The 15,065-nt window shown below is 43.8% G+C and carries 15 protein-coding genes; 8 read left to right on the forward strand and 7 right to left on the reverse strand.

The annotated features are described in order from the left end of the window. Positions 1-125: 125 nt before the first annotated feature. Positions 126-2,177: a site-specific recombinase gene (locus tag CDG60_RS05260; RefSeq protein ID WP_087513515.1), complete on the reverse strand. Its 2,052-nt coding sequence runs from the start codon at positions 2,175-2,177 to the stop codon at positions 126-128. A 15-nt stretch (positions 2,178-2,192) separates the two neighbouring features. Next, positions 2,193-3,170, reverse strand: a complete 978-nt coding sequence (sdsA, locus tag CDG60_RS05265) for an All-trans-nonaprenyl-diphosphate synthase (RefSeq protein ID WP_087513514.1) — start codon at positions 3,168-3,170, stop codon at positions 2,193-2,195. A gap of 442 nt (positions 3,171-3,612) precedes the next feature. Here sdsA and rplU point away from each other — a divergent pair, with 442 nt between their 5' ends. From rplU to CDG60_RS05310, 8 genes are all read left to right on the forward strand, one after another. Next, positions 3,613-3,924 (forward strand): 50S ribosomal protein L21, encoded by a 312-nt coding sequence (gene rplU / locus CDG60_RS05270; RefSeq protein WP_087513513.1) that lies wholly within the window; start codon positions 3,613-3,615, stop codon positions 3,922-3,924. A 20-nt stretch (positions 3,925-3,944) separates the two neighbouring features. Beyond that, positions 3,945-4,199 carry a 50S ribosomal protein L27 gene (gene rpmA, locus CDG60_RS05275; protein ID WP_004828213.1) on the forward strand — a complete coding sequence of 85 codons (255 nt, stop codon included), beginning with the start codon at positions 3,945-3,947 and terminating at the stop codon, positions 4,197-4,199. 218 nt (positions 4,200-4,417) lie between these two features. Further along, positions 4,418-5,110 (forward strand): outer membrane lipoprotein periplasmic chaperone LolA, encoded by a 693-nt coding sequence (gene lolA, locus CDG60_RS05280; protein ID WP_087513512.1) that lies wholly within the window; start codon positions 4,418-4,420, stop codon positions 5,108-5,110. Between the two features lie 394 nt (positions 5,111-5,504). Beyond that, positions 5,505-6,287 carry an RsiV family protein gene (locus CDG60_RS05290; protein ID WP_087513510.1) on the forward strand — a complete coding sequence of 261 codons (783 nt, stop codon included), beginning with the start codon at positions 5,505-5,507 and terminating at the stop codon, positions 6,285-6,287. Positions 6,288-6,400: 113 nt separating this feature from the next. Beyond that, the gene (serS, locus tag CDG60_RS05295) at positions 6,401-7,672 is read left to right on the forward strand and encodes a serine--tRNA ligase (RefSeq protein ID WP_087513509.1); all 1,272 of its coding nucleotides are present in this window, start codon (positions 6,401-6,403) and stop codon (positions 7,670-7,672) included. Positions 7,673-7,823: 151 nt separating this feature from the next. After that, on the forward strand, positions 7,824-9,197 hold the full coding sequence (gene cysG, locus CDG60_RS05300; protein ID WP_087513508.1) for a siroheme synthase CysG: 1,374 nt from the start codon (positions 7,824-7,826) through the stop codon (positions 9,195-9,197). A gap of 87 nt (positions 9,198-9,284) precedes the next feature. Further along, positions 9,285-9,764: a tRNA (cytidine(34)-2'-O)-methyltransferase gene (locus CDG60_RS05305; protein ID WP_087513507.1), complete on the forward strand. Its 480-nt coding sequence runs from the start codon at positions 9,285-9,287 to the stop codon at positions 9,762-9,764. A 148-nt stretch (positions 9,765-9,912) separates the two neighbouring features. Beyond that, a complete protein-coding gene (locus CDG60_RS05310; protein ID WP_087513506.1) occupies positions 9,913-10,359 on the forward strand; it encodes a hypothetical protein in 447 nt (148 codons plus the stop codon). A gap of 102 nt (positions 10,360-10,461) precedes the next feature. Here CDG60_RS05310 and CDG60_RS05315 read toward each other — a convergent pair whose 3' ends face one another. The 5 genes from CDG60_RS05315 to CDG60_RS05340 form a co-directional block, all read right to left on the reverse strand. Beyond that, the gene (locus tag CDG60_RS05315; RefSeq protein WP_087513505.1) at positions 10,462-11,856 is read right to left on the reverse strand and encodes an APC family permease; all 1,395 of its coding nucleotides are present in this window, start codon (positions 11,854-11,856) and stop codon (positions 10,462-10,464) included. Between the two features lie 267 nt (positions 11,857-12,123). Continuing rightward, complete coding sequence (locus CDG60_RS05325) at positions 12,124-13,308, reverse strand: iron-containing alcohol dehydrogenase (protein ID WP_087513504.1); 1,185 nt, start codon at positions 13,306-13,308, stop codon at positions 12,124-12,126. A gap of 1 nt (position 13,309) precedes the next feature. Then, positions 13,310-13,843 carry a hypothetical protein gene (locus tag CDG60_RS05330; RefSeq protein ID WP_087513503.1) on the reverse strand — a complete coding sequence of 178 codons (534 nt, stop codon included), beginning with the start codon at positions 13,841-13,843 and terminating at the stop codon, positions 13,310-13,312. A 78-nt stretch (positions 13,844-13,921) separates the two neighbouring features. Continuing rightward, positions 13,922-14,584, reverse strand: a complete 663-nt coding sequence (gene lipB, locus CDG60_RS05335; protein ID WP_087513502.1) for a lipoyl(octanoyl) transferase LipB — start codon at positions 14,582-14,584, stop codon at positions 13,922-13,924. A gap of 123 nt (positions 14,585-14,707) precedes the next feature. Then, positions 14,708-14,995, reverse strand: coding sequence for a YbeD family protein (locus CDG60_RS05340; protein WP_087513501.1), 288 nt, complete (start codon positions 14,993-14,995; stop codon positions 14,708-14,710). Between the last annotated feature and the right edge of the window lie 70 nt (positions 14,996-15,065).

Below are 15,065 nucleotides of genomic sequence, written 5' to 3' on the forward strand. Positions count from 1 at the left end.
CAGAGCACGGTTATTTAATGGACTAAAGTGTACTCATCAGTACACTTTATTTCAAGTGCGTGTAAATTATGCTGATTTGTTTTTGTGTATCTGTAACATAAAACAATATAAATATAACAAAAAAATCAGTGGGTATTCTTGTGGTTTTGTGAAGAATCGTTCACAACCAAAGGGTCTTTAGGCGGCCAGAAAAAATCACTTGGGCGGGTCAGGAAGTGAGTCAGAACCAGTTTTGCAAGCGGTTTCCACTGTTCGAAACGGACACGGCGGGCACGTAAAGCCACAATAATGGTCAGGCTGAAACTCACGAACAGGTTGGTCATCCCAATCATCAGTACCCCTAAAAAGGACACAATAATCAAGCCAATTTCAGGTGTACCATTGATACTCATCAAGCCCTGTATGAAGTTTGCCGAAGCAAAAGCAATATGGCGGATATCAAGTGGCAATCCCAGAATAAAACCAATGGTTCCCATACTTCCAAGCATGATACCGAACAGGAAATTACCTGCCAGTGCGCCCAGATTGGTTTCTATATAGCCGGCAAACTTATTCAGACGTTCCTGTCCCATCAGATTTTTCAGTCGGACATGGGCTTTTAAGCGTGGTCCCACTTTTCTGTAAACCGCCATATTGTCAAAATATCCAGCAATTAAGCCAGACAGAAACAGGCATACGCCTGCTATGGCTGCATGTGGAACTGCCAGTGATGTAAATGGATTCAGACTGTGCAGGAGGGCAGCGGCTTTGGTATGTGCAAGTAAAGGTTCGTGCATGGTCACTTGCCAGAGCCATGTAACCACTGCAGCTGTAGGAATGGCAATGGATATATTGCCAAGAATCGCCACAAACTGAGTACGGATAATATTGATAATCAAGGCAGCCAGTTCTGCAATCTGAGCAGTTTTGGAGCCTCTGCGCTGTTGAACGGTTGAAGCAAGTGCAGCAGCGGTCATGGCTGGCTGTTTGGTTGCAACCGTAAAATGCAGAACATGGATCAGCATAAAGCCCAGTGAGTAGTTCATGCTGTAAATAAATGCATGCATCATCGGGGCAAGGGTCAGTCTGGCAGCCAGAATTTTAAAGGTGGCCATCAGTGCAATGATGACACCTGCACCTGCTGCTGCTTTGTACATGCCCAGGAAACCCTGCTTATCTGTACTTACATAATGTTCACCGGTTTTACTGGCATTTTCTGTGACCTGTAAAGCAATCAGTTCACTGTTGGTGGTCAGCAGTGAGCGGACGCTCTGTTCACTGTAAATGGCTTCGGTTACATCTTCCAGCAGCGTGCCCAGAGACTCATACCGGATTTCATCTTCTTCTGTGATCAGGTTCAGCAGTATTTCAATCCGATCCAGACACTGTTCCAGCAGGGACAGCAGATAAGTCAGGCTGATACTGACACCAATGCGTCGGGTTGCACGACGGATTTTTAAAACCACATCGCGGCACTGCTCAATCATCACCAGTGCCTGTGAGGCATCAGGCTGAGGTTGAACATTGATTTCGTCTGCATTGCGGTGCAGCTTTTTATAGGCTTCGATAAACTCAATAATTTCCCGGTTCTGAACCAGGAATGGAGATTCATATTCGGTCAGCTCAGGATAGGCACTGATAAACTCAGGATACAGACCAATACCACTGATCCGATAGGACAGGACAGTAATGGCTTTGATCAGTTCACGTTTGATTTCCAGTTTTTCATGCTGATATCCATGCCCTGTGTTCAGCAGGCTGAACAGCTGTTGCCATTCAGAACTGTGAATGCAGATCAGCCAGTCTTTATCACTGCGCTGATGGAATACCCGACGCACCAGATCCTGCAGCTGGGTTTCATCGTTGATCATAGGCAGGAAATGTGCCCCTAAACGCTGAAACAGCTGATTCCAGAAACCATCCAGAGACAGAATGCCTGTATCGGCATATAAAGAAGACTGTTTGTATCGGCTGATCAGCTGAAGTAAAAAACGTTGCAGAGTTGAAACAGCATTGGGTGTCAGCAGGAGGGCCTGAATCAGTGCCTGAAATTTCTGATGTATTTCTTCATTGTTTTTAATGTCACCAGGGCGGATTCGATTCACCAGCTCAATCAGTAACTCATCAGACAGAACAGCCTGAGAAGTCTCAAGCTGTTGCTGCATTTTCAGGAAAAGATCGTTAAATTGTAACTGCATAGGCAAAATATAATTTTATTGAATTCGGTGTAATGCAAGCTGTGCCAGATTATACAGTGCCTGTGTGTATTCACTCTCAGGCAGTTTCTGCAAAGCCGAAACAGCTGACTCGGTTTCTTCGTGTGCCCGTTTACGGCAGTAGTCCAGTGCGCCAGAAGACTGAACGATGCTGATGACCTGTTCCAGATCTGATGTTCCACCGGTTGCAATACTGCGACGGATGATTTCATGTTCATGACCTGTGGTGTTCGCTAAAGCAGAGATTAAAGGTAAAGTCGGTTTACCTTCCATCAGATCATCACCAATATTTTTACCTAATGTTTCTGCATCTGAGGTGTAATCCAGAATATCGTCAATAATCTGAAAAGCATTACCAAAGTGTCCTGCAAAGAGTCTCAGCGGTTCACGGTACTCAGGTTTGCCCGCAAGAATGGCAGCACCTTCGGTAGCCAGTTCAAACAGTCGGGATGTTTTACCATGAATAATATCCAGGTATGTTTGTTCATTTGTATCAGGCTGATGCTGAGCCTGAAGCTGGAGCACTTCACCTTCAGCAATTTCACAGGTTCCAGTGGAAAAGTCTTTCAGCAGAGTCATGTTATCCAGATCAACCAGCAGATCAAATGCGCGGGAAATCAAAAAGTCACCGACTAAAACAGCCGTCTGATTGTTCCAGGTTGCATTGGCAGTTGGGCGTCCACGTCTGAGACCGGATTCATCGACAACGTCATCATGCACCAGGGTTGCGGTATGCAGCATTTCAATAATGGCAGCAAGTTTACGGTAGGGTTCCATTTCATCCGCACCACAGGCTCTGGCAGCAAGCAGGCACATGATCGGGCGCATACGTTTACCGCCTGCTTCAACCACATGCTTGCTGACCGCCATAACCAGTGCAACTTTGGAAGTAATCCCTTCATTGATAAATTTGTCCATCGCGGCGAAGTCTGTAGCAACCGGAGCGAGAATGTCTTGCTTAAAATCGATGGTCATGTGAAGAGAAACCCCTTTATCTGTATATTGCTGACCGTTTCAGATACAGCAATGCTGGCTGTTTATACTTTCGGGAGGACCTGCTGTACAGGGCGGTTATGTCTACAGCTCTCTGCATCTGCATGGTTTTCCATGGAACGCATGCCTAAGTCCTGTAAAAGATGTAGGTATGGTTCGGTTTTACGTAGTCTATAGTAGCGAATTGTATTTGAAAATCTATCCCGAAGGATTAAATCAAAGGTATATGGTTGCATTATTGTTCATATTTTTCAGTGCTGAAAAAATAATCGGGGCTATCCTGTATAAATTTTAGGGGATATGCTTGTTGTTTTTATGATTTTCACCTAAAATATGTCCCCTTATGTGTGACCCCAGTGGCGATCGTTTTAAGATCGGTATATCCCTTTACCGGCACGACAACACGGGTATGATGGAGTACGTTATGTACGCAGTAATCCAGAGCGGTGGTAAACAGCACCGTGTAGTTGAGGGTGAAACCCTTAAAGTAGAATTGTTGAAAGCTGAAACTGGCGCAACTATTACATTTGATGATGTATTAATGGTTGTTAACGGTGAAAGCATTCAGATCGGTGCTCCAGTTGTAGCTGGCGCTAAAGTAACTGCAGAAGTGGTTAGTCACGGTCGTCACGACAAAATCCGCATCATCAAAATGCGTCGTCGTAAACATTACCGTAAACAACAAGGTCACCGTCAATGGTTCACTGAGTTGAAAATTACTGCGATTGCAGGCTAATCCACTAGGAGTAAATAGACATGGCAACTAAAAAAGCCGGTGGTTCGACTAAAAACGGTCGTGACTCGAATCCTAAAATGTTAGGTGTTAAAATGTACGGTGGTCAAGCTGTGACTGCTGGTAACATTATCGTTCGTCAACGTGGTACAGAATTCCACGCTGGTGCAAACGTAGGTATGGGCCGTGACCATACTTTGTTCGCTACTGCTGACGGCGTAATCAAATTTGAAGTGAAGGGTCAGTTTGGCCGTCGCTATGTATCTGTTGAAGTGTAAGTTTTAACAGTTCGGAAAAGCCCGCTTAATTGCGGGCTTTTTTATACCCAAAGACTGGCTGAAAAATAAACAGAGTTCTCCATCATGATGGATACTTTGGATAAATAAGCATAAATAACAATACAAAACTTCTTATTTTCTCAGTTTTTGAGTCTTTAAACTGGTTTAAGATGAGAAATCTGAAAAATTGCACTTAAGCAAATATAAAAGGTGAATACATGAATATGCTTCGTAAAACGATGGGTGTCGTAGCAATCAGTGCAGCTGTGCTCGCACCTGCAATGAGCACAACGGTTTTTGCAGCTGCAGCTGCATCGGAGCAACAGGCGACGTCAAACCTGGTTAAGCAGCTCAGCGGTATCCGCAGTCTGTCAGCATCGTTTGAACAGACGACTAAGGCAACCGGTGGTAAAGCTGCGCCAAAGAAAGGTTTAACCGCTCAGCATATGAATCAGACTTTCAAAGGTACAATGAAGGTGGAAAGACCTGGTAAGTTTTTCTGGGAAACCACCAGTCCTGCAAAACAGACCATTGTGACCACAGGTAAAACAGTCTGGATTTATGATCCGGATCTGCAACAGGCAGTGCGTCAGAGTCTGGATGATCAGGTGGCAAACACACCTGCACTGTTACTGTCAGGAAATACCAGTCAGATCATGAAGTCTTATCGTGTAACACAGCCAAACAGTGCGAAAACGTATTACACGCTGTTCCCTAAAGACAGTGAGGGGGCATTTCAAAGCCTGACCATCAGCTTCGGTACAAATAAAGCACCTAATCTGATGATTCTTGAAGACTCACTGGGTCAGACAACCTATGTGCGTTTTGCCAATGTAAAAGTGAACCCTGCTATCCCGGCAGCAACATTTAATTTTGCGCCACCTAAGGGCACGGATATTATTGATCAGTAAAAGATCTGTTACAGCTATATGAGGTCGGAAAAGAGCAACGGAAGTTGCTCTTTTTTGCATGGAAAACTGCTGTGTGGAGATCTATCTCGCATTGAGCACAAAGGCTCATAAGGCATTTTACGGAGTCAGTAACCGTGATTCTTCTGAAGAATTAATGGAGCAGTGTATCCATGGAGGGAGACAGGCACAGGTTTTTGCATCAGGTGCTGTTTTCATGGCAACGTGGTTGATCTGTCGACGGAATAAAAAAATCAGCTCAGTCAGTGCTGTTTTATTGATCTTTTTCTTGCGAGTGGGTGAAAAACAAACGTCAGATACATTTTAAAATTTTATTATAAAGTCCTACTTTGTATAGTGAAAGACATTAAAAGTTGAATACTCGGGGGTATCAGGCATGACACAGAAAAAGTATAAAAAGTGGATGGTGGCAGTCCCAGTTGTTGCATCTGTTATGATTTTTTCAGGGTGCCAGGAAAAACCTGCGGTTGAACAGAAGGCAGCAGTGGAAGCCACAGGTGTACCATTGATTCAGTCAAAAATCATTCCTGTAAAACTTGCGAAATCAGAAATCTGCGACAATCAGGGCTGTACCCGTTATGACCTGCAGACTGTTGAAACCAATGTCAGCTGGATCAACGACTATTTTATGGATCGGCTGAAAAAAGCAGACCCTGTTGTATTCAATCAGGATGCTGCTGTACAGAACCCGGCTGAAGAAAAAGATAAAACAGATGAGCAGGGGCTGAGCAGCAGTTCAGCCGATATCCGTTATATCGGGCAGCACTATAATATTGCAACGTTTGCTCTCAGTACGTATAACTACAGCGCAGGCGCAGCACATGGTATGTACCATGTGGAATATGTGAATTTTGACCTGATCAGCCAGCAACGACTTGCATTGCAGGATATTCTGGTTAAAGGAGCAGAGCAGAAAATACGTGATGCAATCTATGAGTCCAATACGATGTGGCTGAGTGAACACAATATTGAAAAATCAAAATTACAGCTCAGTGATAATTATTACTATGGTGTAAACGGTCTTGTATTTGTGTATCCATTATATGAACTGGCCAGCTATGCAGAAGGAATGTCTGAACTGACTTTGCCTTATCATATTGTTAAGAAACTGATCAAGCCGGAATATCTGCCTGAATTACCTCAGTACGCAGCTTCTTAATTTAAATTTATATCAATATTGCTTTATTAAGATTCAGCTGCAAAGTCTGTCACTGTATTTTTTACAGTGAAGAGCTTACACTATAGCCAGTTTTTCCCTTTAAAAGACTGGCTATGATCGACCCTAAATTAATCAGAAATAATATTGAGGCTGTAAATTTAGCCTTAGCAAAACGTGGTGTGCAACTCAACGTAGAAGAATGGGCATCACTGGAAGCACGTCGTAAGGAAATTCAGTCCCGCACTGAAAATCTTCAGGCAGAGCGTAACAGTGGCGCTAAACAGGTAGGTCAGATTAAAAAATCTGGCGGAGATGCCTCTGAGATCATGGCGCGTATGTCTGCCATTGGTGATGAAATTAAAGCTGCTGAAACTGAACTGAATGAACTTCAGGCAGAGCTTGATGCAAAACTGATGTCTATTCCAAACATGCCACATGAGTCGGTACCTGAAGGTAAAGACGAAAGTGACAACGTTGAAGTTTTAAAATGGGGCACACCTCGCCAGTTTGATTTTGAAATCAAAGATCATACTGACCTGGGCGAAATGATGGGTGGTCTGGAGTTTGAAACTGCGACCAAACTGACAGGTACACGATTCAGCGTATTGAAAGGTCCATTGGCGCGTTTACAACGTGCATTGACTCAGTTCATGCTCGATACCCACACCCTTAAAAATGGCTATACAGAAGCCTATGTACCGTATCTGGTCAATGCAGATTCACTGCGTGGTACAGGTCAGCTGCCTAAATTTGAAGAAGATTTATTCAAATTACAGGGTGAAAAAGAATATTACCTGATTCCTACAGCTGAAGTTCCAGTCACCAATTTCGTGCGTGATGAAATTGTTGATCCTGAACGTCTGCCACTGAAATATGCAGCACATACGCCGTGTTTCCGCAGTGAAGCAGGTTCTTATGGTCGTGATACCCGTGGTCTGATCCGTCAGCACCAGTTCGACAAAGTTGAAATGGTTCAGATTGTAAAACCTGAAGACTCTATGCAGGCTCTGGAAGATTTAACAGGTCATGCAGAAGGTATCCTGCAGGCACTCGGTTTGCCATACCGTAAAATCGTGTTATGTGGTGGCGACATGGGCTTTGGCGCATGCAAAACTTACGATCTGGAAGTCTGGGTGCCAAGCCAGGAAACTTATCGTGAAATTTCTTCATGTTCAAACATGTGGGATTTCCAGGCACGCCGTATGAAAGCACGTTACCGTGCAGACCAGAAGAAAACTGAATTCGTTCATACTTTGAATGGTTCAGGTCTGGCGGTTGGTCGTACCTTGCTTGCTGTGATGGAAAACTATCAGCGTGCAGATGGTTCGATTGAAATTCCTGAAGTGCTGCGTCCGTATATGGCGGGTACAACGTACATCGACTAAGTTAAAAAGCCTGCTCTGTAGTCATATAGCGCAGGCTTTTTGAATCAGACAGTATCATGTCCTCATCTGATTACAGATGAAAGACGTTTATTGATCTCATTTGAGCATGAAAATTGCTTTAGACAATCAGAAATAAACAATTGAGGTTCCCATGGATATTTTTCCAGTCTCTTTAAAGTTGCAACAGCAACCGTGTCTGATTGTCGGTGGTGGAAGCATTGCCTTGCGCAAGGCAACTTTACTTGCCAAAGCGGGTGCAGTCATTCATGTGGTTGCACCTGAAATTGAAGAAGGCCTGCTGGATATTGTTCATTCTACACATGGGCAGTTTCATGCTGAAAAATTCAATACCGACATCGGTCTGAGCGGCTATCGTCTGGTGATTGCAGCGACCAATGATAAAGCAGTCAATCAGTCAGTTTTTGAAGCCTGTGAAGATTTGAATGTTTTGGTCAACAGTGTGGATGATCCTCCGCATTGTCGCTTTATGGTGCCTGCAATTATTGACCGTTCGCCATTGGTGATCTCGGTTGCAACCAATGGTGCTTCGCCTGTACTGGCGCGTCAGATCCGTACTCAACTTGAAGCTGCTGTTCCACATGGGATGGGTAAGCTGGCTGATTTTTCCGGTAAATGGCGTAAAGTGGTGAAGGAGCAGATCAGTAATCCTGATGAGCGCCGTATCTTTTGGGAAGATCTGTATGCAAGTCCGCTGAAAGAACAGGTGTTCAATGATCGTCTGGCTGAAGCTGACCGTTTGATTGAACAGGCTTTGACAGAATGGCAAAAACCGAAAGGTGAAGTCTATCTGGTGGGTGCAGGACCTGGTGATCCTGAGCTACTGACCCTAAAAGCCCTGCGTTTAATGCAGCAGGCTGATGTGGTCATATATGATCGTCTGGTGTCACCTGCGATTATGGAACTCTGTCGCCGTGATGCTGAAAAAGTCTATGTGGGCAAAGCGCGTTCCAATCATTCTGTGCCACAGGATGGTATAAACGCTTTACTGGTTGAATATGCCTCGCAGGGTAAACGTGTCTGCCGTCTGAAAGGTGGTGATCCATTTATCTTTGGGCGCGGTGGTGAAGAAATTCAGGAACTGTTTGCAGCAGGTGTTACTTTTCAGGTTGTGCCTGGAATTACCGCAGCATCAGGCTGTTCTGCTTATGCAGGTATTCCGTTAACCCATCGTGATTATGCACAAAGCGTCCGCTTCCTTACTGGGCATCTAAAAGAAGGTTCTCCTGAGTTGCCGTGGCATGAACTGGTCTATGAAAATCAGACACTGGTTCTGTATATGGGCTTGGTTGGATTGGAAAAAATCTGTGAAAAACTCATCGCGCATGGTCAGCGTCCTGATATGCCAGTGGCATTGATTTCCAAAGGGACAACACCTGATCAGAAAGTCGTGGTGGGTACTTTGGCAGATATCGCTTCAAAAGTTGAAGAAAATCATATTCAGGCACCGACTTTAACCATTATTGGTGAAGTGGTCAGTTTACGTGAACAGTTAAGATGGCGATAAAATCTCCCCAACCCCTTCTTTAAAAGAGGGGAGTTCCTCCCTTTGAAAAGGGAGGATAGGAGAGATTAAGGGCAGTAGAGAAAATACGTGATACATGTTGTTTTATTTGAACCTGAAATTCCTGCAAATACAGGGAATATCATCCGTTTATGTGCCAATACAGGTGCGCAGTTGCATCTGGTTAAACCTTTAGGTTTTGAACTGGATGATAAAAAATTGCGCCGTGCCGGACTGGATTATCATGAATGGGCACACATGAAAGTGTGGGAAAACTTTGCAGAATGTCTTGTGCATTTAAAAGCGCAAGGGATTGATCTGGAAGCAATCTATCCTTTAACTACCAAAGGTTCAGAAACACCCCATACCTCGAATTTAAATCGTCCTGTGGCTTTACTGATGGGTCCTGAAACCCGTGGTCTGCCTGAAGATGTGCGCATGATGTTCCCTCAGGAACACTGGATCCGTCTGCCAATGGCACCGAATTCCCGTAGTTTGAATTTATCCAATGCGACGGCAGTTATTCTGTATGAAGCCTGGCGTCAGCAGGGTTTTCAGGAATTGAAATAAAAATCTAAACAGCCATCCGTCAGGATGGTTTTTTTATGCAGATCAGTTCTGTGGCAACAGAATTATGTAAGCGTATTTTAATGCGGCTTTATGATCTAAAACTCAGCCTGTATAAAGTAAGTTAAGTAAATCAATTTATTATTAGCCTATGTCTGTTCAACTGAATCTGAAAACCTGTGTAAAGGGACTCATGCTGCTGTTGTCATGCAGTATGGTCATGCCTGTTTTTGCTGAACAGGTGGCAAAACCTGTAGATGCTGTAGAGAAAGTCAGTCCTGAAGAAATCAGAGTGGCTTTGAAAAATATGAATAATAATTTCAGTCAGAGGATAGACCAGTGGGGCAACAATTTAAAACGCGATGATTTTAATGTTGTTCGAGGTAAGGCCTCTTTAAAACCAGCCAAACAGCAGGAAGTCTGTAATATTTTTCAGTTCGTGGTGGATGAAACTTACCAGCTGGCATTGAATAACAGACACAGGCTGAATGAGGAAGAAAGCAAAATTGTTGCAGACAGACCACTGTTTATTCAGAAGCTTGGATTTGAGGGTGGCATTATAAAAACTGAAATGGGTTTTGATTGCAGAATCTTTTAAATGAAACTTTAAAGCTATATGTTTCAGAATTTCTGTTAAAAGTAAAAAAGACGCTGAAGCGTCTTTTTTACTGATGATGAAAGCAGTCTGTGTACCGAGGTATCAGAGTCTGTCATCAAACTCATTATGCTGTGGCGCAGGGTGCTTAAAGCCCTTGGTTTTGTATCCCAGATAAAGGATACCGAACATTGCCCACCATAAACCGAATTTCAGTGCAGTTTCTTCAATTTCAAGCCACATGGCAAAGATACTGATAAAACCAAGCAGTGGAATAATGACAAAGCTGAGAATCTCTTTGAAGCTCTTGGTACGTCCATCACGTAAAGCATAGCGTGAAATAACCGACAGATTCACAAAAGTAAATGCAGTCAGCGCACCAAAGCTGATCATTGAAATCACAATGTCCAGGTCCATGAAACCGGCAGTCAGGGCAACAACACCAACAATCAGAATGTTATAAGAAGGTGTAAAGTTCTTTGGACTGATATGACCGAAAATCTTTTTGTTGATTACGCCATCACGACCCATGACATACATCAGGCGTGATACACCTGCATGCGCTGAAATACCCGAAGCCATCACTGTGATAATTGCAAAATACAGCACCACAGTTTTGAATGCGACACCACCTACAGCCTGTAAAATATCGGGCTGAGTTGCAGCAACATCTTCAAAATAAGTTTTTGGATCGTTCGGGAAGTAAATCTGCATGAAGTAAGTACTGATAATAAAAATTATCCCTGCAAATAACGCAGTCATGAAAATTGCACGAGGCAAGGTCTTTTCAGTGTCTTTTGTTTCTTCTGCTAGTGAACTTAAAGAGTCAAATCCTGTGAAAGAGAAGCACAGTAAGGTCGCACCAGTAATCAGTGCACCCAGACTTGTCATTTCATTCCAGAACGGCTCCAGACTCCATAACTGGTATTTTGCATTGACCAGTGTACCGTCAGCATTTACACCACCTGCAAGCAGCTGGTAAACCATCCAGGTAAAGTATGCAATCACTGCAAGCTGAACCAGAACAATCAGACTGTTAAAGTTGGCAACAAACTTGGCACCACGGAGGTTAACCCCGGTCATGACCGCAGTTAAGCCGACAACCCATACCCAGTGATTCACGTCAGGGAACAGTGCTTCCAGATAAATCACAGCAAGAATAATATTGACCATTGGGGACAATAAATAATCCAGCCAGGATGACCATCCCACCATAAACCCGACATTTGGGTGAATGGATTTCTGAGCATAGGTGTACGCAGAACCCGAAGACGGATAACGGCGGATCATGTGCCCATAACTGATGGAAGTGAATAAAATTGCGATCAGCGCAATAATATAAGATGTTGGAACGTGAAAATGACTTTCTTCAGATACTAAACCAAAAGTATCAAACAGGGTCATAGGTTGAATATAAGCTAAACCAATAATGATAATGTGCCAGAAGCCCAGCGTTTTTTGCAGTTTAGCTGCCGATTGAGTCCCAGAGATATTTGTCAACGGCGTTATCCTCTTAATCGTTGATCAAGGATCAGTCATATATACCAAGGATCGTTTGAGACGAACGATCCCCCCTACGAATAAAACAAAAGTGCGCCAATCTATACCAGATTGGTACCTTTTGTCAGTAACTTTGTGATTTTTTTTAGCAGAACTTAAGCCAGTCTGCTGAAAAAATGTCTTACAGGGTTATTGATATGATAAAAGCCTGGTGTATATAAAATCACCAGGCTCTGTGTGGATCTATATTGGCTTATTTAAAGTGTATTACCAAGCCTTTTTCAGAATGTTTTTCAGGTCTTCCAGGTTCGCTTCTTTAGGGTTATAAATAATCGAACCATCATTCAGCGCTTTTTCAGCGACATCATCCAGCTGAGCTTCAGTTACTTTTCCAGTCTCGCTTAAAGTGCGGGGCAGTTTAGTCAGAGTAAACAGGCGGTCACGCATGGCCAGGATGGTGGATACGGCTTTGTCTGCACGTAAATGAGCAGGGGTCTGAGCATAAATGTCAGGTCCTGCCAGTGGCAACAGTAAGTCACCGATTTTATCGCCATTTACTTCTTTGTTGTATTCAAGTACATACGGCAGGAACAGGTTCATACATAAGCCATGGGGCAGATGGGCAACAGCACCTAATGCATGACCCAGTGAGTGGACAAGCCCGACCATGGAGTTTGAAAATGCAATGCCTGCCATAGTGGAAGCCTGAGCCAGTTCCAGACGACCGTGTTCATCAGCTGGATTATCCAGCACATCGAACAGGCTGCCACATACTTTTTTGATTGCAGCTGTTGCATAGGCATCAGAAATTGGGTTGGCAGCCATACAGGTATAGGCTTCAACGGCATGTGTCAGTGCATCCATCGCTGTCATTGCTGTCAGGTGTGGTGGAAGGGTCAGTGTCATGCGCGGGTCAAGAATGGCAGCATTTGGCATCAGGTAATTGGATGCAAAAGGTATTTTGACGTGCTTCTGATTATCTGAAACCACGGCAACCATGGTCACTTCTGAGCCTGTACCTGAAGTGGTTGGGATCACAAAGAAAGGTTTCAGCGGTTTAGGCAGGTTATGCGCACCTGAATATTTCAGCAGATCATCTCCACCTTCAGTCACCAGGATGTTGGTTGCTTTTGATGTATCAATAACAGAACCACCGCCTACTGCAATGATCGCATCACAGTTGTTGGTACGATATGCCTGAGCTGCAGCGCGGACTGTTTCAAGACTTGAATCTGGTGGAACATCATCAAAGACAAAACCAATTTCTACATTGGTGGATTCAAAAGCAGCTTCAAGAGGTGCCAGCAGGTTATTTGCGCGGACACCCTTGTCTGTAATGATCATTGGACGTTTTGAACCCAGTGAAGCAAGTTCAAACGGAATGTGCTCGAGTGCAGCATGACCAGCAATGACTTTGACTGGACAGAAAAATTCGTAATAAGGCTTAGCCATGTTATGCACTCCGTTTCAGATAGGACTGAGCTACTTTCAGATAAATACTGGCAGCTCCTGTTAATTTTTCTTTCAGGCTTAAATCGCCTGGGTACTGTTTTACTGCCAGTTCTGCAACCAGTTTCGGCAGAATCAGCGCTTCCATTTTATTGAGGCAGCGGACGAGCCGGATCGCATGGGCTAAATCGCCATCTGCAATCATACGGTCATGTGCAAATGCCAAAGCCGTACTTTCCTGAAATGAAAAGACCAGAAATGCATGGCTCAGATGTTTGAACGTAATGGTCAGATCCGGTTTCTGCTGTGCAGTATCAAGCAGCTCCAGCTGTTTCTGTTCACTGACTCTGGCAATGAATGCAGGACCATCTAGAAATACATTCATGGACAGAACGAAACCTGTAGGAAATTTTGCAACTTCCTGTTTAATTTCTTCATCGACCTGGCTCGCCATAACCAGACCTCTGCCAATCACATCCATCATGAGTTTGACATAAGCCTGTTGCAGAGCGGGTTTTACAGATTTACTTGTAATCACTCGCGAGTCCCTATTGTAAAAATAATTATAAATTAGAGCAAATACTCTAATTTGTTTTTGTGTGAAATGCAAAGTCTTTTATTGTTCTATGACTTCTACGTCATTAAAGTAACCGCTGTCTTTTAAAGATTCAATCACATCTGCACAGAAGTTTTCAAAACGTGGATAAGTTTCAGGAATAAGATCCATGACTCTGACCATTTCAAGTCCTGCATAACCACATGGATTAATCGTGTGAAATCCGGTCAGATCGCAGTCAATATTTAACGCTAAGCCGTGATAACTACGTCCTTTACGGATTTTAAAACCCAGAGACCCAATTTTACGTTCATCAACATATACACCTGGTGCATCTGCTTTAGCATATGCCGTGATGCCATATTTTTTCAGCAGTTCAATCATCAGATTTTCAGCATAGGACACCAGACTGCGGACATTCCATTTCAGTCGGTTTAAATCAAACATGAAATAGACCACCATCTGACCAGGACCATGCCATGTAATCTGACCGCCGCGGTCGCTCTGAACCACAGGAATATCCGTATGTGTCAGGATATGTTCAGGTTTTCCTGCCTGTCCCTGTGTCAGTACATCATGATGTTGCAAAATCCACAGTTCATCGGGTGTATTTTCATCACGGTTTTCTGTCAGGTTTTTCATTGCCTGAAAACGGTCAGCATATTCAACCGCTGTTTCAAAGTGTCGAATAATCAGCTTGGGTTTCAGAACAGTATCATTCACAGAACAGGTATCCTTTTCGTCAAAACTGTTTGTCCAATTATAGACTTTTCAACTGAACTGTGGAGCTGAAAAAGACTGTGGAGACATAAAAAAACACGCCAGCAGGCGTGTTTTTAAAGCAGATTACAGTGCTGTTTTAATCAGAGGGCAGGCTGCAAGATCGGCATAAAGCTGATGTACCTGTTCCAGTTCTTCAAAACGGAGCTGCGCAGTAATGGAGTGATATTTACCTGTACGCGAAGGCTGAACTGATAAAGTCGCTCCATCAAACTCAGGGAAATGTTTCACTAAAATTTCCAGGACTGCAACGTGCAGTTCTGTACCAGCATTACCAATGAGTTTAATTGGGTAGTCCATTGGAAAAACCCAGAGATGTTCCTGTAATTCGCGGGATGGTGTGCGATCTGGCATAGTCATGAGAGTCAGTCCCCCTTATATCAAACGCCTGCATGAGTGCAGGCGCTGTTGTGGTTCTCTTGAT

Source organism: Acinetobacter chinensis (assembly GCF_002165375.2).
Lineage (GTDB): Bacteria > Pseudomonadota > Gammaproteobacteria > Pseudomonadales > Moraxellaceae > Acinetobacter > Acinetobacter chinensis.